Raw genomic sequence first — 21,435 nt, 5'->3', positions numbered from 1 at the left:
TCAGGGAGACTCGCTCATGGTCCAGTACCGGTCGATCGAACGCATGACCTCGACGAAGCGGCGATAGTCCACGGACTTGGTCATGTAGCCAGCGATGCCGAGGTCGAAGCTGCGCGCCTTGTCTTCCTGTTCTTCCGAAGTCGTCAGCACCACGGTCGGGATACCGCGCAGGCGCGTGTCGCGCTTGACGTTTTCCAGGAATTCGATGCCGTTCATGACCGGCATGTTCAGGTCGAGCAGCACGAGACAGGGTTGTTCGGCGCTGTTGCGCAGCCACGCCAGTCCTTCTTCGCCGTTCTCGCGCACCACGAGCGGATTGGTGACATGGATTTCCTTGAGCGCGCGCCGGGTGGTGAGAACGTCGACCTGGTCGTCCTCGATCAGCAGTATCGGCCTGAGGGATGATTTCATCGATTTTCCAGTGACTCCAGTGACGCCTTGCGATGCATTTTCGGGATCGTGAAGTAGAAGGTACTGCCTTCGCCCAGGATCGACTCGACCCAGACCCGCCCTCCAAGCATCTCGACGATCTTCTTCACCAGGGCCAGTCCCACGCCGGTGCTTTCGACCCGGTCGCGCGGGGCCAGGGTCTGGAACAACTGGAAGATGCGCTCGAAATGGCGGCGGTCGATGCCGGGGCCATTGTCCGCCACCTCGAAGCGCCAGCAATCGTCTTCCTCGACGCAGCTCACGGCGATCATCCCTGCGGGCTTGTCCATGTACTTGATGGCGTTCGAGATCAGGTTGTGGAAGACCTGGCGGATACGGGTTGGTTCGGTCCAGAGCGTGGGCATGCCGGCAGCCACCGTGACCACGATCGACGGCGGCGGCGCCAACAGGTCCACGACCTCGGCCACCGCCATGTTCAGGTCGACCATGCGCAGGGTGCCACCTTCCCGTCCCAGGCGCGAATACTGGAGGATGCCGTCGATCAGTCCCCCCATCCGGTGGACCCGGCTGATCAGGAGCCGCATGTGCTCGCGGCCTTCGTCATCGAAGCGGTCGGCATAGTCGGTGGCCAGCCAGTCGGCGAGCGCACCGATCGCGCGCAGGGGGGCCTTCAGGTCGTGCGATACGACATAGGCGAAATTGCCCAGTTCCTCGTTGGCGGCACGCAATTCCTGCAGGAGTGCGGCCGCCTGCCTTTCGCTGTCCTTGCGTGCGGTGATGTCGCGCACCAGTCCGGTGAACATGCGTGCGTCGCCGATCCGCATTTCGGTCACCGCGAGCTCCATCGGAAACACGGCGCCATCCTTGCGCAAGCCATGGACCTCGCGGCCGCTGCCGATGATCCGCCGTTCGCCGGTACGGATGTAATGGCGCAGGTAGCCGTCGTGGCGCTCGCGGTCCGGCGAAGGCATCAGGACCGAGACATTACGTCCGGCGAGCTCGGCTTCCTCATAGCCGAACATGCGCTCGGCGGCCGGATTGACGCGCTCGATCAGGCCGCGCTGGTCGATCGTGATGATGCCGTCCGCCGCGGTCTCGAACACCGCGCGCATGCGTGCCTCACTGTCGCGCAGGCCCTGCTCGGCGCTCGACCTGGCGCGCACGTCGTGGATGGTCGCCAGTGTCAGCGCAATGCCCTCGTCGTGAAGTGGCGAGAGGCTGACCTCGACCGGGAACTCATTGCCGGCCTGGTCGACTGCCGTGAAACGTCCGTTGCCCATGGCCCGCCCCGGACTCCCATGGCTGCGCAGGACCGCATGCCGCCTCCGCAGCTCCGCAGGAACCAGGATTTCGACCGGCTCCCCGATCAGATCTTCGAGCGGCCATCCGAACAGCGCCGCAAGCGGCGGGTTCGCCCTCACGATGACGCCGGCGGCATCGCACACCAGCATGGGATCGCGGGCCGCCGTCAGAAGCCAGTCGAGACGCGTGTCGATGTGATCGGAATTCATGGCTGCCATGTCAATACACGAACTCGGCCATCATAAAGAATATTTTGCTCAGTATCAAAGACTTTGAGCTGATTTTGGAAGCCACTGACAAAAGTTAGCCCGTTTTTGATCTCCGTCAAGTCAAAGCCTGACGCCGGCAACATCCGGTAATACAGTGGCGTTGACGGTATCCGTCCCACCATTGAACACGTCACTGAAAGGAAGCCGAAATGTACAAGACCATCATAGTGCATGTCGACGGCAGCCCCCACCAGCAAGGCCGCCTGCACGCTGCGGCCCAATTGGCGCTTGCCCACGATGCCCACCTGATTGGCAGCGCCATGACGGGGATGTCATGGGTCGATTTTGCTCTCCTGACCGGATCGATGGGGGCGCCGATGATGCAGAACAGCGACTTCCAGGGATTGCGGGACGCCGCCAGCCAGCGTCTCGAAGCGTTCGCGGAACAGGCCCGCCACCTGGGCCTTACCTCGCTCGAAACACGCCTGGTCGAGGACGATCCGCGCTTCGCACTCCTGATGCAGTCGCGCTACGCCGACCTGACGGTGCTCAGCCAGGATACCGACCAGGATCCCGTTCTCCCCGTGCGTATCCGCGGCCTGCCCGAGCACGTGACCCTGCACGGAGCGCGCCCGGTGCTGGTGGTCCCCGAAACCTGGCGCGACCAGCCCATCCCGGGAACCGCCGTGGTCGGCTGGGACGGCAGCATGCAGGCGATCCGGGCCATCGATGGCGCCATGCCGCTGCTGCAGCGAGCCGACAGCGTGAAACTGGTGCTGATCAACCCCGACGAGCTGTCCGAACTGCATGGCGAGGAACCGGGAGCCGACATGGCGCTCTACCTGGCCCGCCAGGCCGTGCAGGTCGACGTTCTCGTGGAACGCACCCGTTCCACCACCGGCGACGCCCTGATATCGATCGCCCGTACGAGCGGTGCCGGCCTGCTGGTGGCCGGTGCCTACGGACACAGCCGCTACCGCGAATGGATTCTGGGCGGCGTTACCCGCGAGCTGCTGCAGCGCTCTCCCGTTCCTTTGCTGCTCGCGCACTGACGATGGCGCCCCAGTCCCTTGCGGCACCGGCGGCGAATGCCAGGCGCGAAGCCAGCGCATGGCAGGGTGGCGGCAGGCCGCGCTACCCGGAGGCGAGCGTCGAGCATGCTTCCGCCGACCTGGTGCTGAATGCCTGGCTGGGCCGGATGACCGCCTGGATCTCCCCCGCGGCCCTGGCCGGCGCCTGGCAGGACTGGGCAAGCCACCTGCTGCTGTCGCCCGACAAGCAAGCAGAATTGCTCCTGCAGGGGTTTTCCGGCCTGCAGCGCTGGCTGCAGTACAGCACCGGTGCCATGGTCGGAGATTCGGCCAGTCCTGTACAGCCCCTGGCCCAGGACAAGCGATTCTCGGATCCTGCCTGGCGGGCATGGCCATATAACCAGATCAGCCAGTCCTTTCTGTTAACCCAGCAATGGTGGCACCGCGCCACCAGTTCGGTTCGCGGCGTGTCGCCGCATCATACGGATGTCGTGACCTTCGTTGCGCGCCAGCTGCTGGACTGTGTCGCGCCGTCCAACTTCGTCGCCACGAATCCGGTCGTGCAGCAGGCCACCGCCGCCAGTGGCGGCTGGAACCTGATCCACGGCGCCGTTCGTGCCGCCGCAGACGCCCGACGCGCCCTTGTCGGCGGCACGCCGCCGGCCGGCCCGCGTCCCGGCCGCGAGCTTGCGCTAACCCCAGGCAAGGTCGTCATGCGCAACCGCCTGATCGAGCTGCTGCGCTACGACCCGGCCACGCCGTCGGTACACGCGCTGCCGCTGCTGGTCGTGCCGGCCTGGATCATGAAGTATTACATCCTCGACCTGTCGCCGCATAACTCCCTGGTTCGCTACCTGGTCGAGCTGGGCCATACGGTCTATATGATTTCCTGGAAAAATCCCGGTCCCGAAGATCGCGATCTATCCATGGAAGACTACAGGCGCCTCGGCGTGATGGAAGCGCTCGACACCATCATCCAGCAGACCGGCGCACCGAAAGTGAATGCCTGCGGCTACTGCCTCGGCGGGACCCTGCTGGCGATCGCGGCCGCAGCAATGGCGCGCGACGGTGACGAACGGCTGGCAAGCATGACCCTGCTGGCTGCCCAGGTCGACTTCACGGAGCCTGGCGAGCTGTCGCTGTTCATCGACGACAGCGAAGTGGCCTTTCTGGAAGCCGCGATGTGGCAGCAGGGCTACCTCGACACGCGCCAGATGGCCGGCGCTTTCCAGCTTCTGCGGTCGAACGACCTGATCTGGTCGCGGCGCCTGCGCCACTATTTCCTCGATCTTCCGGACCAGAACAGCGACCTGGCCGCATGGAATGCGGATGCCACCCGCATGCCCTACCGCATGCATTCCCAGTATCTGCGCCAGCTGTTCCTGAAGAACCGCCTGGCCAGCGCCCGCTACATCGTCGATGGACGCCCGGTATCCCTCACCGACATCCACATCCCCATCTTCGCGGTCGGCACGCTCACCGACCACGTGGCGCCCTGGCACTCGGTCTACAAGATCGTTCCACTGAGCGACACCGAGGTCACCTTCCTGCTGACCACGGGCGGGCACAATGCAGGTGTCGTATCGCCGCCCGGCACTCCGGGGCGCAGCTACCAGATGGCAGCCCATGCGCAGGATGCGCCCTATGTCGACCCCGACAGATGGCAGGCGCTGAACGAATACCGGGACGGCAGCTGGTGGCCGGCATGGGAGTCCTGGCTGGCGCGCCGGGCAGGTCCGATGAGGTCGGCGCCGCCTCCCGTCCTCAGCCTCGGGGCCGCGCCCGGAAGCTATGTGCTGGCGCCTTGAACCCGTCTTGGTCAGGATGCCGACTCGCCCAAGCGCCTCAGTCTGGAACACCAGAGCGCCACCTGTTCCGGTGTGAGGGCGCCGGCGCCGCCCACCAGCGTGGTATGCACGGGGGAGATTCCCGCGAAGCGCAAGATGTTGCGCCTCATGAGACGTACGCCATGGGCGCCGTAGAACCACCGGTACAGGCTGGCCGGCATTCCCATGCTGACCACCACGCGCGCGCTGCGGCCCCGCAGCAGGCCGGCACGCAGGGGATTGCGCGCGGCCGGATCGATCGCGAAGCCGGGCCGTGCCACCTGTTCCAGGAAACCTTTAAGCATCGCCGGCATGTCGCCGAGCCACAAGGGGTAGAACAGCGCGAGGTGCTGCGCGTGCCGGATCGCTTCCTGGGCCGCGGCCACCTCGGGCATGGGTGCCTGGTGCTGCCAATCCTCTACGCTGTCGAGCAGTGGCAGGCACAGGCGTGCCGGTTCGATCCGGTCGACGGCATGGCCGGCGGCAATCGCGCCGTCGGCATAGGCATCGGCAAGCGCATGGCACAGGTGCTGGCGGCGGCAATCCGGATGTCCCTGGATGATGAGAATCGCCTTGCTCACCTCAGCCTCCCGTTCCTGATGCCAGCTGCAGATTCATCACGACCGTGCCGTCGTCTGCGGCGTGTACGTCGAAGCCGCAGCGCCGTGCGAGCCGATGCATGCGGACGTTATCGGCCAGCGCGGCCCCGCGCAACCGGACAAGGCCGCGCTCGCGGCAATAGTCGATCAGGCAATTCATCAGTAGCGTGCCCAGGCCATTTCCCTTCAGCGCCGAGCGTATCGCGATGGCGAACTCGCCTTCCACATCGTCGGGATCGATCACGACCCGCACCACGCCCAGCGTTTCGTCGCGGCCGTCTTGCGGCCGGGTGGCGATGAAGGCCATTTCACGCGCATAGTCGATCTGGGTGAAACGCGCCAGCTGGGCTGCCGGCAGCGCCCGCATCGCACCGAACATCCTGAAATGCACGTCTTCCGGACTCAGCGCCTGGAAGAATTCCTGGTGCGCCGGCGCATCTTCGGGTCGTATCGGACGCAGGGTCAGCGTTCCCAGGGGCGTTTCGACCTGCCGCTCCAGGCGGTCCGGATAAGGCAGGATCGCCAGCCTGGCCAGCGGATCCTGCCCTGGCGGCACGGGCGCGAGCCGCATGCGCGCATCCAGCGCGATCACGCCGTCGGCGCCCGCCAGCAGGGGATTGATGTCGAGCTCGGCCAGCTCCGGCAAGTCCGCGATCATCTGGCCGATCCTTACCAGCACATCGTAGAGTGCCTCCATGTCGGCCGCCGGGTAATCGCGAAAGCCCGCCAGCAGGCGCGCGATCCGGGTACGCCCGACGAGGTCCGCGGCCAGTATGCGGTTCAAGGGCGGCAGCGCGATCGCCTGGTCGCCCGTCACCTCGACCGCAACGCCGCCCTGGCCGAACAGGACGACCGGCCCGAACAGGGGATCCGTGCTGACGCCGGCGATGAGTTCATGGGCCCGCGGCCGCCTCGCCATCGCCTGTACCGTGAAGCCGTCCAGGCGCGCTTCCGGCAGGAGATGGCGTACCCGCGCGAGCATGGCCGCGGCGGCACCTTCGAGGGCTGGTCCATCGGCGAGGTCGAGCGCCACACCGCCGACATCGCTCTTGTGCGCGATGTCCGGCGAAAGAATCTTCAGCGCCACCGGATAGCCGATCCGGCCGGCCGCCCGCACTGCCTCCACCGGATCGGACACCACCTCGGTCCGCACCACCGGGATGCCATAGGCGGCGAGAATCGCCTTGGCGTCGGCTTCGCCGACCCTGGCGCTTCCCTGGGCCAGGAGCGCCTCGACGCGGCCCCGGGCAGCCCGGCGGTCCGGCGGCACCATGGTCCCGGCCGCGGGAACCTGCATCAGCAGTTGTTGGTTGCGCTGATAGGCAAGCAGCTGCAGGAAGCCGCGCACGGCTTCTTCCGGCGTATCGAACACCGGCAGGCCGGCGTCCGCACACAAGCCGCGCGCCTGCTCGACGCTGGCGCCGCCCATCCAGCAGCACAGCACCGGACGCCTGGCTGCGCGCAGCAGCGGCAACAGCGCGCGCGCGATGGCGTCGCTCGGCACGATGGCGGTCGGAGCATGAATCAGGAGCACGGCGTCGGTGCCGGGCTCTTCGAGCAGGGCTGCCAGTGCCAGCCGGTAGCGCTCCACCGGCGCGTCACCGATGACGTCGACCGGGTTGCCCCGTGACCAGGTCGGGGGCAGATCCATCGAAAGACGCTCCAGGGTTGCGGTCCCCAGCCGGGCAAGCTGCCCTCCCCCCTCGATCAGGGCATCGGTCGCCATCACGCCGGGGCCACCCCCGTTCGTCAGGATCGCCAGGCGCGGCCCTGACGGCCGGCGCGGCTGGGACAGCATCGCGGCCGCATCGAAGAGTTCCTCGGTGGTATGGACCCTCAACATGCCGGCACGGCGGATCGCGGCGTCGTAGACGAGGTCGGAACCGGCAAGCGCGCCGGTGTGGCTGAACGCCGCATGCGCCGCCTCGGCGACCCTGCCTGCTTTCACGATCACAACCGGCTTGGCGCGCGCGGCGCGGCGTGCCGCCGACATGAACTTGCGGGCCTGGCGTACGCTCTCCGCATACAGCAGGATGGCATCGGTACCGTTGTCGTCCGCCAGGTAATCCAGCAGGTCGCCGAAGTCGACGTCGCTGCCGTCGCCGAGCGACACGAAACAGGAGAACCCGATCCGGCGGGCTCGCGCCCAATCCAGCACCGCGGTTACCAGCGCACCCGACTGCGCCACGAAGGCAATCCGTCCCGGCAGCGCCGCCACCGGGGCGAAGCTGGCATTCAGCGCGCTGCCGGGGACCAGCAGGCCGACGCAGTTCGGTCCGAGCAGGCGCAGCAGATGCGGCCGGGCGGCGTCCAGCATGGCCTGGCGCAGGCTGCGGCCATCGCCACCCGTGGCATCCAGCCCGGCGCTGAGTACGACCGCGGCACGGCAACCGAGCCGGCCTAGGCTGGCGACGATTGCCGGCACCGTCGCGGCAGGGGTGCAGATGACCGCCAGTTCCGGCGCTCCCGGCAGGTCGGCGGCGTCACGAACCACCGGCAGACCCTCGAGCCGCCGGTGCCTGGGATTGACGGGCCAGATCGGGCCGGGAAAGCCTGCACTGACGAGGTTGGCCAGAACCGTAGCGCCGACGCTGCCAGGCCGGTTCGAAGCGCCTATCACCGCGATGGATTGCGGACGAAAGAAATACTCGAGGTTGCGTATGCTCATCTTGGCGTCTCGTTCCGATTCGTTCATGTTCCGCAAAGCCTAGCGGGATCGACCGCCAAATTTTTGACTCAAGTCAAAATATGACTAGTTAATTGTGCTAAAGCCGCCTTCGTCGTAGACATGCACAATGCCTCGGATTAGGCTCGACCTTGTGCACTTCCCCACCGGAGCAGCCCATGAGCTACAAGTCGATCCTCGTGCATGTCGACCTTGGCGACGGCGCGCCCTCGCGCATCCATTGCGCGGCGCTTCTTGCGCGTCGGTTCGGCGCCCACCTGATCGGCGCGGCAACGACGGGTATCTCGCGTTTCCTGCCGCCGGAAGTACTGGCTGCCGGCCGCGGTCCGCTTGCCGCGCGCTGCCGGACCTTGCGCGCCGAAGCCCTGCAGGCGCTCGACCGCTTCTCTCTGCTGGCGCGACAGGAAGACGTCTCGTCTTTCGAAGCAAGGCTGATCGACGACGATGCCGACGGCGGCCTGCCGCTCGCCGCACGTTATTGCAATCTTGCCGTGCTCGGACAACCCGACCGCATGGTGATCGATCCCCTGAGCCCGACCGACCTGCCGGAACGGGTGTTGCTGGAAGGAGGACATCCGGCGCTGGTCATGCCCGGCTCGAAATATTCTCCTCGCCTCGATGGCGAGGTCGTGGTTGCCTGGGACGGCAGCGCCGGCGCGATGCGCGCGGTGGCCGCCGCCCTGCCACTCCTCAGGCAGGCGCGTCATGCCACCGTGCTGGGGATCGGCACCCAGCTCCCCGCGACCTGTCTCGAGCACGAAGCATGCACGGCGCTTGCGGCCTGGCTGGAACGGCACGGTGTCACTGCCGACACCTGCCGCAAAACTCGGTCCGACGACCCCGGCATGACGATCCTGGCGGCAGCGGTCGATGCCGATGCGGACCTGATCGTCATGGGTGCGTACGGGCACTCACGCGTGCGCGAAGCCTTGACCGAAGGGATCACGACAACGGTATTACGCTGGGCTCATCTTCCGGTGTTTCTTTCCCATTAGCGAGCATTTCAGGCAAGCCATCATGATCCTGTCCACCAGCACCCACAGGGTACGTCCCGTTCGCGCCGCCCTGCGGCACCTGCACACGGAACTCGTCTTCCAGATCCGAGAGATCATGAAGCAGCCGGACGCCGCTTTCGTCCGCGGGTTTCCTTCGATGGTCGCCGCTGTCGAAGCCAGGCTGCGCCACGAGGAGCTGCTGCTCGAACTGCTGGGAGACCGTCACTTGCACGAACGGCGGGCCGAAAACGCGATGATCCTGTGCTCCCTGCACCGGGTCGCGTCGCGGGTCGAACGCGGAGATGCAGAGACGGGCCGGCAGATCGCCGCAGCTCTCGCGGTCGTGCTCTCGCTGCATCGCCTGTCGGCGGTACTGGCACGTGCCGGCATGCCTCGCCCGTTACGCCTGCGCTGCCGTTTCGCCGCCGAACGCAAGGACGCCATTCCGGCGCGGCTACGACAGCCGCGGCGCCGGCGATGAACAAGGCAGACGAAGCGCTGGCGCTGGCGCCGGCGCCGGCGCCGCCATCACACGCCACGCTGCCGTCGCCGCTCGACCTGTCGCGCCTGTTCGAGCGCCGCTCCGACCGCTACCTGAGACGTCTGCTACCGGGCTTTTGCGCGGTGTTCGGCATTGCCGTGCTGGGCGCCGGCTTGTGGAGCTATCTCCTCGGAACGGGACAATCGCCTGGCAGCCTGGTCATACGGCTGGCGCTGGTCGCCACCGCGTCCTTCACTTACCGGATGCCCCGTTCCGGTCCCTCCCCGACCGGCCGCGCGTCCTTCGTCTATTTCCTCCATGCCGTGGCGCTTGCCGTCAGCGTCCATCCCTTGGGAGATGGGGTGCTGGAAGCGATGCCGACCCTCTTCTTCTGGATGGTGGCCGCCGGCCTGCTGGAGCCGCGCCCGAGGCAATGCCTGCGGATACTCGCGCCTCCCGCACTGTTGTATGGCGCTCTCGGCGCCTTGATGCTGCCCTCCGCGGCCGCGTTCGCCATCTGGATCGCGTGCATTGCGGCGCCCGCGCTGGCCATCATGCTCGGCATGGCGTCCCTTCGCATCCGCCGCGAAACGTGGCTGCGCGAACGAAAACTTCTGAGCGCATGCCGCTACGACAACCTGAGCGGCGCGCTGTCACGCGCTTACCTGACCGAACTGGCCCGGCACGACCTGTCGCTGGCGCAGCGCCATGGCCATGCCCTCGCCGTCGCGATGCTCGATATCGATCATTTCAAGCGCGTCAACGATACCTACGGCCATGCCGCAGGAGACGCCGTGATCCGCGCCCTCGTCGCCACCTGCATGAATACCTTGCGTGCCAGCGATTACGTCGGCCGAGTCGGCGGAGAAGAATTCGTCTGCGTCCTGCCCGAGGCCGGGGCGGAAGAAGCGGCCGTGTGCGCGGAGCGCATCCGCGAGACCTTCGCCGGCCAGCAGATTCCCGGCGCACCATCCGAATTGCGCTGCACCGTCAGCATCGGGATCAGCGTCTGCCGCGACCGATGTGACTGGGAAACGCTGCTGCGCGAGGCCGACGGCGCCCTGTACGGCGCCAAGGGGGCCGGACGCAACCGCGTCGTCGTGGCCGGACACCAGCATCACCAGGCGGCCTGAGGTTTCGCCTTACGGCACCAGCACCGCGGCACCGTCTATCCTCCCGCCGCGCAGATCGTCCAGGGCCTGGTTTGCCGCGGCCAGCGGGTAGACCACGACACTCGTCTTCAGTTGCCCGTCGCTGACGCGGGAAAGGAAGGCTGCGCCATCCGCGCGGGTCAGGTTCGCCACCGAGCGCACGCAACGCTCGCCCCATAGCAGGGAGTAAGGAAATCCCGGGATATCGCTCATATGGATACCGGCGCACACGACGGTGCCACCCCTGGCGGTTGACGCCAGCGCCTGCGGCACGAGCTCCCCCGCCGGCGCGAACAGGATGGCGGCGTCGAGTTCTTCGGGAGGCGCGTCATTCGCCCCTCCCGCCCATCGGGCGCCGAGCGAACGCGCGAACGCCTGGGAGCGCGCATCGCCCGGACGGGTAAAGGCCATGACTTCGCGGCCGTCCTGGATGGCAAGCTGAGCGACCAGGTGCGCCGCGGCGCCAAAGCCATACAAACCCAGCCTCCGCCCCGGACCGGCCATGGCGTAGGCGCGGTAGCCGATCAGACCGGCGCACAGCAGCGGCGCCACATGCCGGTCGTCGTAGGCATCCGGCAAGCCGAAGCAGAAGCGCTCGTCCGCCAGCGTGAAGCCGGCAAATCCGCCATCGCGGTCGTAGCCGGTGAAACGGGCCTTGGCGCACAGGTTCTCCCGCCCGCCGAGGCAATACGCACATTCGCCGCAGGCTCCGGCCAGCCAAGGTACGCCTACCCGTTGTCCGGGGCGCCAGCGCGTGGCCAGTGGGCCGCAGGCGGCCACCACCCCGGCGATCTCGTGACCGGGAACCAGCGGAAGGCGGTGCGGCGGCAGCTCGCCGTCGACCACATGCAGGTCGGTCCGGCAAACCGCGCAGGCAACGACGCGGATCAGGATATCGTAGCCATGCGGCATCGGCACCGGACGGCGTTCCTGCCGGAGCGCCTTGCCGGGAGCGTCGAGCACCATCGCCGTCATCGAGGCATCCATGCCGGTAACTCCGCTCAGGCCATGTACTGGCCACCATTGACGTCGAAGGTCGCGCCGGTGACGAAACCGGCCGCCTCGTCCGCCAGGAAGGCCACCAGGCGCGCCACGTCCCCGGGTTCGCCCAGCCGCCCGACAGGGATGCCGGCCACGATGGATTGCAGCACGTCCGGTCGAACCGCGGCCACCATCGCGGTATCGCAATATCCGGGCGCCACCGCGTTGACGGTGATGTTGCGGGAAGCATTCTCCAGCGCCAGCGAGCGGGTGAAGCCCAGGATGCCGGCTTTCGCCGCCGCGTAATTCGACTGCCCGGCCTGCCCCTTGCGCCCGTTGATCGAGCTGATGTTGACGATGCGGCCGTAGCGCCGTTCGCGCATGTCCTCGATCACCTGGCGCGTCACGTTGTACATCGACCCCAGGTTGGTGCGCAGGACATCCCACCACTGGGCCTCGCTCATCTTGTGGAACGCCGCATCCGCCGTGATGCCGGCGTTGTTGACCAGGATCTCGACCGGTCCCAGGCGTTCGCGGATCCGCGCGACACCGGCCCGGCAGGCCTCGAAGTCGGCGACATCCCAGTACTCGACCGGAATCCCGCACTCCTCTTCCATCCGCTGCGCCTCCAGCCCTTCGCCGCGGCAGGTGGCGACCACCCGGCAGCCGCGATCGCGCAACGCCAGCGCGATCGCCTTGCCGAGTCCGCGCGTGCCTCCGGTGACCAATGCAAGCCTTTCCATATGCCTTCTCCTCTGCTTATTGACGGATTGCCGCTCCAAATCTCGCCAGCGCTATCCCGAACAGAGCGGCGCCGATCGCCGCCAGCGCCAGGAAGCGTGGCCATACGACGTCGAGGCCGGCGCCCCTGAACAGGACCGCCTGGCTGAATTCGACGAAATGGGTGGTCGGGGCGAGCAGCATCAGCTGGCGCAACGCATAGGGAATGCTCTCGCGCGGCGTGGTCGCGCCCGACAGCATCTGCAGCGGCAGCAGGACCAGGACCACCAGGATGCCGAACTGCGGCATGCTGCGCGCCAGGGTCGCCAACAGGATGCCCAGCGAAGTCACCGCGAACAGGTGGAGCGCCGCCCCGGCAAGGAACAGCGTCACCGAGCCGCCGATCTGCACGTGCAGCAGGCCTTTGACGATACCCAGCAGGGCGACCAGCGCGGCCAGCAGCACCACCGCCGCCATCGACCACAGCTTGGCAAGCATGATTTCGAGCGGTCGTACCGGCATCACCAGCAGGTGCTCGACGGTCCCGTGTTCGCGCTCGCGGATCAGCGCGGCCCCGGTCAGGATGACCGACAGCATCGTGATGTTGTTGACCATTTCCGCCAGGCCACCGAACCATGAAGGCGCCAGCGCCGGATTGAAGCGGGCACGCACCGACAGCTCGACGGGAGGCGGGGATTCCAGCCGTACCCGCTGCTGGAAGACCGCGATTTCGCCGAGGGCGATCTGCTGAACGTAGCTGCTGCCGGTAAAAGCCTGGCTCATCCGTGTGGCGTCGACGTTCAGCTGCAGTTCCGCCGGCCGGCCGGCAAGCACGTCGCGCTGGAAGCCGGCCGGTATCACCAGCACGAAGGTCGCGCGTCCGCGGTCGAGCCGCGCATCGGCCTCCTCCAGCGTGATCTGCTCGGGGGGCATGAATTGCGGGGGCACGAAGGCGGCGCGCAGGCGCGCGGACAATTGGGACTGGTCTTCGTCGACGATCGCGAGGGCGGCGCGGCTCAAGGTGTCCGGCTGGGCGGTGGCGGCGATGTACACGCCGGCCGTAAAGGTGTACAGGATCAGCAGCAGCATCACCGGATCACGCGCCAGGCTCCACCATTCCTTGATGCCAAGCCACCATATCTTGCGGAACGAGACGGCGGCCATGCTAGCGCTCCTGCTTCGGCAAGGCCAGCACCGCAAGGCCAAGGATGACCGGCACCGCGATGGCCAGGGCCAGGTAATCCGGCGCCAGGCCGGCAATCCCAAGCGCCTTGCCAAATATTCCCCGGCTGATGGTCAGCATGTGCGATGCCGGATACGCCTCCCCAAGCGCACGTCCGATGCCTTCCAGCGCGACCACTGGATTGATCAGTCCAGAATACTGGATCGCGGGGATCATGGTGCCGATCATCGTGAAAAAGAGTGCTGCGATCTGGCTGCGCGTAAAGCTGGACGCGAGGAGACCGATGCCGGTCGAGCAGATGCAGTACAGGAACGCTGCCGCAGCCAGGGCCGGGAAGCTGCCTTTCAAGGGCACCCGGAAGATCGTCACCGCCATCAGGACCATCAGCAGGAAATTCACCATCGCCAGCACCACATAGGGTGCCTGCTTCCCGAGCAGGAATTCGCTGCGCCGCACCGGCGTGACATACAGGTTGACGATCGAGCCCATTTCCTTCTCGCGCACCACGGCCAGCGCGGCCTGCATCGCCGGCAGCATGAGAAGGAGCAAGGCCATGATGCCGGGCACCATCGCCGGCAGGCTGCGCACGTCGGGGTTGTAGCGGAAACGCGTTTCGATGCCGACAGCGGACGGCATACTCTCCGCGCCCGATGCCGCTGCCCGGCTGCGCAGCCATTCCTGGTGCATGCCGAGCAGATAGCCCTGCACGGTCTCGGCGCGCACCGGCATGGCGCCATCGATCCAGGCACCGATCTGCGCCGGCCGACCGCGCTCGACCGCGCGTGCAAAGCCCGGCGGAATCTCGATCGCCAGCGCCAGTTCGCCGGCGCGCATCCTGGCATCCATGTCCTCGTAGCCGGCCAGCGCGGGCCGTTCGATGAAATAGCGGGACCCGGCCAGGTTCAGCGCATAGTCGCGGCTCAGGCTGGTCCCGTCGCGGTCCAGCACCGCGAAGCGCAGGTCTTCCACGTCCAGGTTGATGCCGTAGCCGATCACGACCATGAGCAACAGCGAACCGAACATCGCCAGGCTGGCGCGCACCGGATCGCGCCGCAGTTCGAGCGCTTCGCGCCATGCATAAGCGCTTGCGCGCCGCAGCCAGCCGCCGCGCGCGGCCAGGCCGGCTTCCGGCAGCCTCGGCGGCCCCTGCACTTCGCTTGGCGCGGCTTCGCGCAGCCAGCCGGTAAACGCCTCCTCCAGGCTGGCGGCGCCGCGTTCCCGCCGCAATGCGTCCGGCGTGCCGGTGGCCAGTACCCGACCGGCATGCATCAGGGCCACGCGATCGCAGCGCTCGGCCTCGTTCATGAAATGGGTGGAAATAAAAATCGTCACGCCATCCCTGCGCGACAATGCAAACAACGCCTCCCAGAACCGGTCGCGCGCGATCGGGTCGACGCCGGAGGTGGGTTCGTCCAGGATCAACAGCTCGGGTTCATGCACCATTGCCACCGCCAGCGACAGGCGCTGGCGCAGCCCCAGCGGCAACTTGGCCGGCAGGATGTCGAGCAGGGCTTCGAGGCCGAAACGGGCGGCGAGCGCAGCGCAGCGCGCCTCCGCCAGCGCTTCGCCGAGGTCGAACAGCCGCGCATGCAGCATCAGGTTCTGCCGCACGGTCAGCTCCTGGTACAGTGAAAAGCCCTGCGACATGTAGCCGACCCGCCGGCGCGCCTCCAAGCCGTTCGTGCCCGTCTCCTCGCCGAACAGCCGCGCCGTGCCGGCGGTCGGCAACAACAGTCCTGTCAGCATTTTCATCGTCGTGGTCTTGCCGCAGCCGTTCGAGCCGATGAAACCGAAAATCTCGCCGCGCGTGATGCGGAAGCTGACATCCTTCACGGCGTCGAAATCGCCGAAGCGCCGCGACAGCCGATCGGCTTCGATGACAAGCGCGCCGCCGGACACCGGCTGGCGCGGCTGCGGACCCTGGGCACGATAGCCGGCGCGGCGCTCCGCCGGCAGCAAGGCCACGAAAGCCGCTTCGAGACTGACGCCGCCGCCTTTTTCGAGAAGCGCCGCCGGTGTGCCGCTGGCCAGTACGCGCCCGCCGTCCAGCGCTACCAGCCAGTCGCAGCGGCTCGCCTCTTCCATGTAGGCGGTTGCCACCAGCACGCTGAGGCCTGGGCGCGCCTGCCGGATGGCGCCGATCAGCTCCCAGAACTGGCTGCGCGACAACGGATCGACACCTGTGTTGGGTTCGTCCAGGATCAGCAGGTCCGGGTCGTGCACGAGCGCACAGCACAAACCCAGTTTCTGCTTCATTCCGCCCGACAGCTGGCCGGCCGGGCGCCCTAGGAAGGGCAACAGCCCGGTGCTTGCTGCCAGCAGGTCGATCCGCGCGCGCCGCTCCCTGCCGCCGATGCCGAACAGTCGCGCGAAGAATTGCAGGTTTTCCTCCACCGTCAGGCTCGGATACAGGTTGCGGCCGAGGCCCTGGGGCATGTAGGCAATCCTTGGACAGACGATGGCGCGGTAGCGGGCGTCGGCCATGTCGCCGCCAAGCACCTCCACCCTGCCCTCGGCAATGCGGCGCGCCCCGGCAACCGTTGCAAGCAGACTCGACTTGCCGACGCCATCGGGACCGATCAGGGCTGTCATCCCGCCCGCGGGCAGTTCGAGATCGACCCGGTCCAGGGCCGTCACGCGGCCATAGCGCAGGCTGAGGCCGGCAAGCCGGGCAGCCGGCGCCGGCGCCGCGTCTCTCATGGCGAGCCCCTCAGCGCCAGCGCGGCCGGCCAGGGGCGCTTGGGATCGAGACGGATCCAGGCGACGCCGGGCACGCCGGCCTTGACCTGGTCGGCATGGCGCTCCAGAAGCCGCCGGTCGACCTGGGCTTTTACCCGGAACATCAACTTCTGCCTTTCGCTGGCGGTCTCGACGGACTTGGGCGTGAATTGCGCGCTGCTCGCGACGTAGCTGACGGTGGCCGGGACCACGAAGTCCGGCGCCGCGTCCAGCACCAGGCGGACCTCGGTACCGAGCGCGACACGGCCGGCGGCCTCCTCTGGAATGAAGAAGGTCATGTAGACATCCGTCAAGTCGATCAGGTTCAGCACCTTGCCTCCCGCGCCCAGCACTTCGCCGGCCTGGGCCACGCGATACTGGACGCGGCCGGCGCGCGGCGCCAGCAGATCCTCGTCGCGCAGGTCGGCATCGATCCGCGCGGTCGTGGCGACGGCGGCTTCGATCGCGGAGCGGCCCTGCACCACCTGGGCCCGGGCAGCCGCCACGGCCGCGCCCGCCGCATCGACCTGTGCGCGCGCCGCCATCAGCGTGGCGCGCACCGCGTCGGCGCGGGCGCGGTCGTCGTCCAGCTCCTGCTGCGATGCGGCGCCGGCCTGGGCCAGAACGGTCGACCGTGCGAGTCGCCGTCGCGCGGCATCCAGTTCGCTCTCGCGCTGCGCCACCAGCGCAGCCGCTGCCGCCAGGTCGCTCCGGCGCATCGCCAGCTGCGCCTGCGCACCGGCCACGGCGTCGCGGGCCTGTTGCTCCCGCGCCAGCGACTCGCTCTTCTGCGCGTGCAGGGAGCCGGCATCCATGCGCGCCAGCAGCTGGCCTGCTTTTACCGGGTCGCCTTCGTCGACCAGGACGTCGACGACCCGGCCCGGCAATCTGGTGGCGATGTCGACTTCCACCGCCTCGATCCTGCCGTTGCCGCTGACAAATCCGGGCCCCGGGCCCTGCTGGCGCGACAGCTTCCACGCCTGGGCGCCGCCAATGGCCAGCACAAGCACGGCCGCAGCCGCGACGAGGCGCTTGACGAGCCTCTTGTTCGTCGTTGCGGGAGCGTTGCCCGGCATGTCTCGCAGCGGGCTCTCGGGAGTTCGAAGTTCCATTGGCGAGGCCGACGTTTCCTGAATACTTCGCACTATAGAAGTTGGGCGAGGCGGCCATGTATGACCTACGTCAAATTGTTCGTGATGAATGGATTTTTGATCTTCGTCATACCAGACAGTCATTTCGAAGGACTAGCATTGACCAGTCACAATCATTTGACGGAAGGAGTGCATCATGGATTTCATCAGTGAAAGCGCGCTGCAGTTTGCTGTCGCCGTGCTGCTGGCCGGCCCCGGCCTGGTGCACGCACAGGACGAGCGTCCCGCGAGCGCCGACACGACCGCGTCGGCCGACCGGCCGCTGGCCGCCGCCGAGCGTAACGTGACGCGGGCGGTGAACGTCGTCCGTCAGCTGGAGCTGGATACCCGCATGCATCCGCTGCTGGGGGCCGCCAAGGGTATCTTCATCGTGCCCGCCTATAAGCGTGCGGCGGTCGGCATCGGCGCCGAAGGCGGTACCGGTCTGCTGCTGGTGAAACGCGATGGCGGGAGCTGGTCGCAGCCTGTCTTCTACAACACCGGCAGCCTGAGCCTCGGCCTCCAGGCGGGCGTGCAAGGCGGCGCACTTGCCTTCGTGCTGAACAACCAGAAGGCCGTCGATGCCTTCCTGAAGAAGACCAGCGTCTCCCTGAGCGCCACCGCCGGCTTGACGATCATGAACTGGAACAGGATGGTCGAAGGTTCCGCGCGCGCGGGCGACGTCGTCGCTTGGGCCGACAGCAAGGGCCTGTTCGGCGATGCCGCCACCGTCGAGCTGAACGGCGTCCGCTACAGCCAGAATCTCAACAATGCCTATTACCGGCGCACCTTGTCCGCGAGCGAGATAATCGGCGGCAAGACCAGCAATCCGCAGTCCAGCCTGCTTGTCGATGCCCTGGCGTCCAGCGCGCGCTGACGGCTGCATCATCTCCCGGGAGTCCAAGATGGATATCAAGACCATACTCGTCCATGTCGACGAATCACAGGAGGCGGCCGAGCGTATTGCCTTCGCTGCCCAGCTCGCGAATCTGCATGGCGCGCACCTGATCGGGATGGCGCAGACCGGCATCCTGCGCTTCATGCGGGAGGCCGCACTTCCGGGGGTGGAACTGGGCGATCTCACGCCCCTGTTCGGCGAGATGCGCGAATCCGCCGAGCGATGTGCCAGCCAGTTCGATACGGTCGCACGCCGGATGTCGGTCGCCTCGTTCGAGCACCGCATCGACGACGAGGATCCCGCCATGGCCCTTGCACTCCAGGCCCTGTATGCCGACCTGGTCGTCGTCGGACACGCTGCCGCCTCCTCTTCCGGCCACGGGGCAGGTGCCGGCATTCCCGAATACGTCGCCATGAACTCTCCTGCCCCCGTACTCGTTCTGCCGAACGGCCGCCCTTATACGCCCGGCTTCACACGTGTGGTGCTTGCCTGGAATGGCAGTCCCGAGGCCGCACGCGCGGTACGCCAGGCGCTGCCGCTGCTCGCCGGCGCCGCGGAAGTGGAGGTGGTGCTCTTCGACGAGGAGAGTTCGAGCGCGCGTTCGCCGGCAGGCGATGTCGACCTGGCCCGCTTCCTGTCCCGTCATGGCGTCCACGCCGACGTACGCCGCCACCATGCGAAGGGCGAAGTCGGCAATGCCTTGCTGGTACTGGTCGAGGACCGCAGGGCCGAGCTGCTGGTCATGGGCTGCTACGGCCACTCGCGCTACCGCGAGATCCTGCTCGGGGGCGTCAGCCGTACCGTGCTGCGCCGCCTGCCGCTGCCGGTGATCCTTGCGCATTAAGAAAGTCCGGGCAGCGGTTCATGCCTGCGCGGCCGCACGATGCGCCTGCTCGAACTCCTCGATCGGCACCGGCCGGCCGAGCAGATAGCCCTGCAGGGCGTAACAGCCGCGTGCGGCCAGGAATTTGCGCTGCGCCTCGTGCTCGACGCCTTCGGCGACGATGTCGAGTTTGAGCGTTCGCGCCAGTGCGATGATGGCCTTGATGATGGGAACCGCATTCGGATCGACATGCACATCGTGCACGAAAGAACGGTCGATCTTCAGACCGGCCAAGGGAAACCGCTTCAGGTATGCGAGAGAGGAATAGCCGGTACCGAAGTCGTCGAGGGAGAAATGAATACCCTGCATGCGCAGGCGCTGCATGCTTTCGGTCATCGTCATCATGTCTTCTGCAAACACGCTTTCGGTCAGCTCCAGGCAAAGCCTTCCGGCTGGCGCGCCGGTGTCGGCGAGAATGGCGGCGACGCTGTCGGGAAAGCCGGGATCCCGTAACTGGTGCACGCTGACATTCACACCGAGCTTGAGCTTGCGCAGCGACCTGTCGCGGCGCCAGCGCCCGAGTACGCGGCAGCTTTGCTCGAGCACATGGTGTCCCAAGGGCAGGATCAGGCCCGACGACTCGGCCAGGCCGATGAATTCGTCGGGTCCGAGCAGCTCGCCGTCCGGCCGGCGCCATCGTACCAGGACCTCGCCCCCTATCAGCCGGCCGCGGCGACTGAATTGCGGCTGGCAGTACAGCACGAACTGGCGCAACCCACCGTCGCCGTGTATCGCCTTCTCGAGCGCGGCCTGCAGGTCGGCGGCCGCCTGCATGCGGGTATCGAAGAAGCGCAGGCCATGGCGGCCATGGGCCTTTGCCTCTTTCATCGCCAGCGCAGCCTGCTTCAGAACCGTGTCGATATCGGTCGCAGCGGCGTCGAACACCGTCACGCCGATGCTCGCCGTACTCCGGACGTCGCTGCCGGCCCAGACATAGGGCTTTTCCAATACTTCGAGGAACTTCCTGGCCGCCTGGCTCGCTTCGGCAACGGCCTGCCTGGCGGTTCGCCCCAGCCCCTCCATCACGATCACGAATTCGTCCGCGCCGGCACGCGCGACTTGCGCGCTCGGCGGCAGGATGTCACGCAGCCGGTCCGCCACCTGCCGCAACAGGCTGTCGCCGGCTTCGATTCCCAGACTGTCGTTAATCAGCCGGAAGTTGTCCAGATCGAGGGAAAATATGGCGCCCACCTGGCCCGAACGGCTCGAACGTGCAAGGATCTTCCGCATTTCTCCGATCAGGTAGCTACGGTTGGGCAGGCTGGTCAGCTGGTCGAAGTTGCTCAGCTCATGGATACGGCGCTCGGCTTCCTTGCGTTCGGTCAGGTCGGTATTGGTGCCTGCGATACGGAGAGGCCTGCCCACCGGATCGCGCAGGACGAAGCCTCGCGACAGCACCGGCACATAATGGCCGTCCCGGTGGCGCAAGCGAAACTCGACGCCGTAGACTTCGCGCCGGTCGGCAAACAGCGTGCCGACAAATGCCCGCAGCCTGGCTTCGTCCTCAGGGTGCACGAGCCGCAGCCAGAGTTCCGGATCGGCCGGTAATGCCCCGGGCGCGTAGCCCAGCATCTCCCACCAGCGATCGGAGTAATAGATGTCGCCCGCCGCAAGGTCCCAGTCCCAGGATGCGTCGGTCGAGCCCCGCAGTACCAGCCGGAGCCGCTCTTCCGACTTTTCCAGCTGCTGCTTGGCACGCTTCAGCGGCGTGCAATCGGTGAAGCAGACGACGACTTGCTGCAGGTTTTGCTTCTCGTCGAATTCCGGATAGGCATTACAGATCAGCCAGCGTACGGGTTCGGGCAGGTTGGCGGGCACCCCGACGATCAGGTTCCGGACCTTGGCGCGGGTCCGCAAGACCACGTTCACCGGATACGCCGACTGTGGCATGGCCTGCTTGTCCACGCCCACGAAGCTCCAGGTCGATGCGTCCGCCGGGCTGCCGACGAGTTCCGTTTCCCCGCGTTCGAGGAATTCGCGCGCCAGGCGGTTGACCGAGAGAATACGGCCGTCGGAAGCGTGCACGACCACGCCGGCGGGCAAATGATCGAGCAGGCGATCGAGCCTGCGCTGGATGTCCGCGGCAGCACTGGAATTCTTGGGGAACATGATATATGCGACGGCTGTTTGACGCTCCCCGCCATATTAGCAAGGGACTATCTCAAGCACATTAGAGAATTTGACTTGAGTCAAACATCGGCCATGACGGATGCGGATACTGCGAGCAAAAGGCCCCCCTGTCCATCCGCCCC

17 protein-coding genes are annotated in these 21,435 nt (G+C 66.9%); 7 read left to right on the top strand and 10 right to left on the bottom strand.

The genetic code is table 11. The features are described from left to right. Both AB4Z32_RS09370 and AB4Z32_RS09365 read right to left on the bottom strand, forming a co-directional pair. Window positions 1–411 carry a response regulator gene (locus tag AB4Z32_RS09370; RefSeq protein ID WP_442121574.1) on the bottom strand — a complete coding sequence of 137 codons (411 nt, stop codon included), beginning with the start codon at window positions 409–411 and terminating at the stop codon, window positions 1–3. After that, window positions 408–1,901, bottom strand: coding sequence for a sensor histidine kinase (locus AB4Z32_RS09365; RefSeq protein WP_442121573.1), 1,494 nt, complete (start codon window positions 1,899–1,901; stop codon window positions 408–410). Before AB4Z32_RS09365 ends, AB4Z32_RS09370 begins: the two co-directional genes overlap by 4 nt. A gap of 209 nt (window positions 1,902–2,110) precedes the next feature. Between AB4Z32_RS09365 and AB4Z32_RS09360 the strand changes: the two genes are divergently transcribed. Further along, entirely contained in the window at window positions 2,111–2,953 is an 843-nt protein-coding gene (locus tag AB4Z32_RS09360) for a universal stress protein (protein ID WP_442121572.1), read from the top strand. 2 nt (window positions 2,954–2,955) lie between these two features. Further along, the gene (locus AB4Z32_RS09355) at window positions 2,956–4,740 is read left to right on the top strand and encodes a PHA/PHB synthase family protein (protein ID WP_442121571.1); all 1,785 of its coding nucleotides are present in this window, start codon (window positions 2,956–2,958) and stop codon (window positions 4,738–4,740) included. Between the two features lie 11 nt (window positions 4,741–4,751). Here the strand turns inward: AB4Z32_RS09355 and AB4Z32_RS09350 are convergent, their stop codons facing one another. Then, window positions 4,752–5,339 carry an NAD(P)H-dependent oxidoreductase gene (locus tag AB4Z32_RS09350; RefSeq protein WP_442121570.1) on the bottom strand — a complete coding sequence of 196 codons (588 nt, stop codon included), beginning with the start codon at window positions 5,337–5,339 and terminating at the stop codon, window positions 4,752–4,754. Between the two features lies 1 nt (window position 5,340). Next, the gene (locus tag AB4Z32_RS09345; RefSeq protein ID WP_442121569.1) at window positions 5,341–8,052 is read right to left on the bottom strand and encodes a bifunctional acetate--CoA ligase family protein/GNAT family N-acetyltransferase; all 2,712 of its coding nucleotides are present in this window, start codon (window positions 8,050–8,052) and stop codon (window positions 5,341–5,343) included. A gap of 149 nt (window positions 8,053–8,201) precedes the next feature. Between AB4Z32_RS09345 and AB4Z32_RS09340 the strand changes: the two genes are divergently transcribed. From AB4Z32_RS09340 to AB4Z32_RS09330, 3 genes are read left to right on the top strand one after another with little or no spacing between them, the layout of a single operon-like run. Then, window positions 8,202–9,038, top strand: a complete 837-nt coding sequence (locus AB4Z32_RS09340) for a universal stress protein (protein WP_442121568.1) — start codon at window positions 8,202–8,204, stop codon at window positions 9,036–9,038. Window positions 9,039–9,060: 22 nt separating this feature from the next. After that, window positions 9,061–9,519: a hypothetical protein gene (locus tag AB4Z32_RS09335; RefSeq protein WP_442121567.1), complete on the top strand. Its 459-nt coding sequence runs from the start codon at window positions 9,061–9,063 to the stop codon at window positions 9,517–9,519. Then, window positions 9,516–10,652: a GGDEF domain-containing protein gene (locus AB4Z32_RS09330; RefSeq protein ID WP_442121566.1), complete on the top strand. Its 1,137-nt coding sequence runs from the start codon at window positions 9,516–9,518 to the stop codon at window positions 10,650–10,652. Before AB4Z32_RS09335 ends, AB4Z32_RS09330 begins: the two co-directional genes overlap by 4 nt. 9 nt (window positions 10,653–10,661) lie before the next feature. Here AB4Z32_RS09330 and AB4Z32_RS09325 read toward each other — a convergent pair whose 3' ends face one another. Genes AB4Z32_RS09325 through AB4Z32_RS09305 form a run of 5 tightly spaced genes read right to left on the bottom strand, consistent with a single transcriptional unit; the run spans window position 10,662 to window position 17,348 of the window. Continuing rightward, window positions 10,662–11,645 carry a zinc-dependent alcohol dehydrogenase family protein gene (locus AB4Z32_RS09325; RefSeq protein ID WP_442121738.1) on the bottom strand — a complete coding sequence of 328 codons (984 nt, stop codon included), beginning with the start codon at window positions 11,643–11,645 and terminating at the stop codon, window positions 10,662–10,664. Window positions 11,646–11,671: 26 nt separating this feature from the next. After that, window positions 11,672–12,394 carry an acetoacetyl-CoA reductase gene (gene phbB / locus AB4Z32_RS09320; protein WP_442121565.1) on the bottom strand — a complete coding sequence of 241 codons (723 nt, stop codon included), beginning with the start codon at window positions 12,392–12,394 and terminating at the stop codon, window positions 11,672–11,674. 16 nt (window positions 12,395–12,410) lie between these two features. Beyond that, window positions 12,411–13,535, bottom strand: coding sequence for an ABC transporter permease (locus AB4Z32_RS09315; protein ID WP_442121564.1), 1,125 nt, complete (start codon window positions 13,533–13,535; stop codon window positions 12,411–12,413). Window position 13,536: 1 nt separating this feature from the next. Continuing rightward, entirely contained in the window at window positions 13,537–16,254 is a 2,718-nt protein-coding gene (rbbA, locus tag AB4Z32_RS09310) for a ribosome-associated ATPase/putative transporter RbbA (protein WP_442121563.1), read from the bottom strand. Continuing rightward, complete coding sequence (locus tag AB4Z32_RS09305; RefSeq protein ID WP_442121737.1) at window positions 16,251–17,348, bottom strand: HlyD family secretion protein; 1,098 nt, start codon at window positions 17,346–17,348, stop codon at window positions 16,251–16,253. Before AB4Z32_RS09305 ends, rbbA begins: the two co-directional genes overlap by 4 nt. A gap of 211 nt (window positions 17,349–17,559) precedes the next feature. Between AB4Z32_RS09305 and AB4Z32_RS09300 the strand changes: the two genes are divergently transcribed. Next, window positions 17,560–18,279, top strand: coding sequence for a lipid-binding SYLF domain-containing protein (locus tag AB4Z32_RS09300; RefSeq protein ID WP_442121562.1), 720 nt, complete (start codon window positions 17,560–17,562; stop codon window positions 18,277–18,279). Between the two features lie 28 nt (window positions 18,280–18,307). After that, window positions 18,308–19,144 (top strand): universal stress protein, encoded by an 837-nt coding sequence (locus AB4Z32_RS09295; RefSeq protein ID WP_442121561.1) that lies wholly within the window; start codon window positions 18,308–18,310, stop codon window positions 19,142–19,144. Between the two features lie 18 nt (window positions 19,145–19,162). Here the strand turns inward: AB4Z32_RS09295 and AB4Z32_RS09290 are convergent, their stop codons facing one another. Next, on the bottom strand, window positions 19,163–21,292 hold the full coding sequence (locus tag AB4Z32_RS09290) for an EAL domain-containing protein (RefSeq protein WP_442121560.1): 2,130 nt from the start codon (window positions 21,290–21,292) through the stop codon (window positions 19,163–19,165). Window positions 21,293–21,435: the final 143 nt, after the last annotated feature.

It is taken from the genome of Massilia sp. 2TAF26, assembly GCF_052115005.1.
Classification (GTDB): Bacteria; Pseudomonadota; Gammaproteobacteria; order Burkholderiales; family Burkholderiaceae_D; genus Telluria.
The sequence above is the reverse complement of the archived record's forward strand: the minus strand, read 5'-3'. Positions and strand labels throughout refer to the sequence as shown.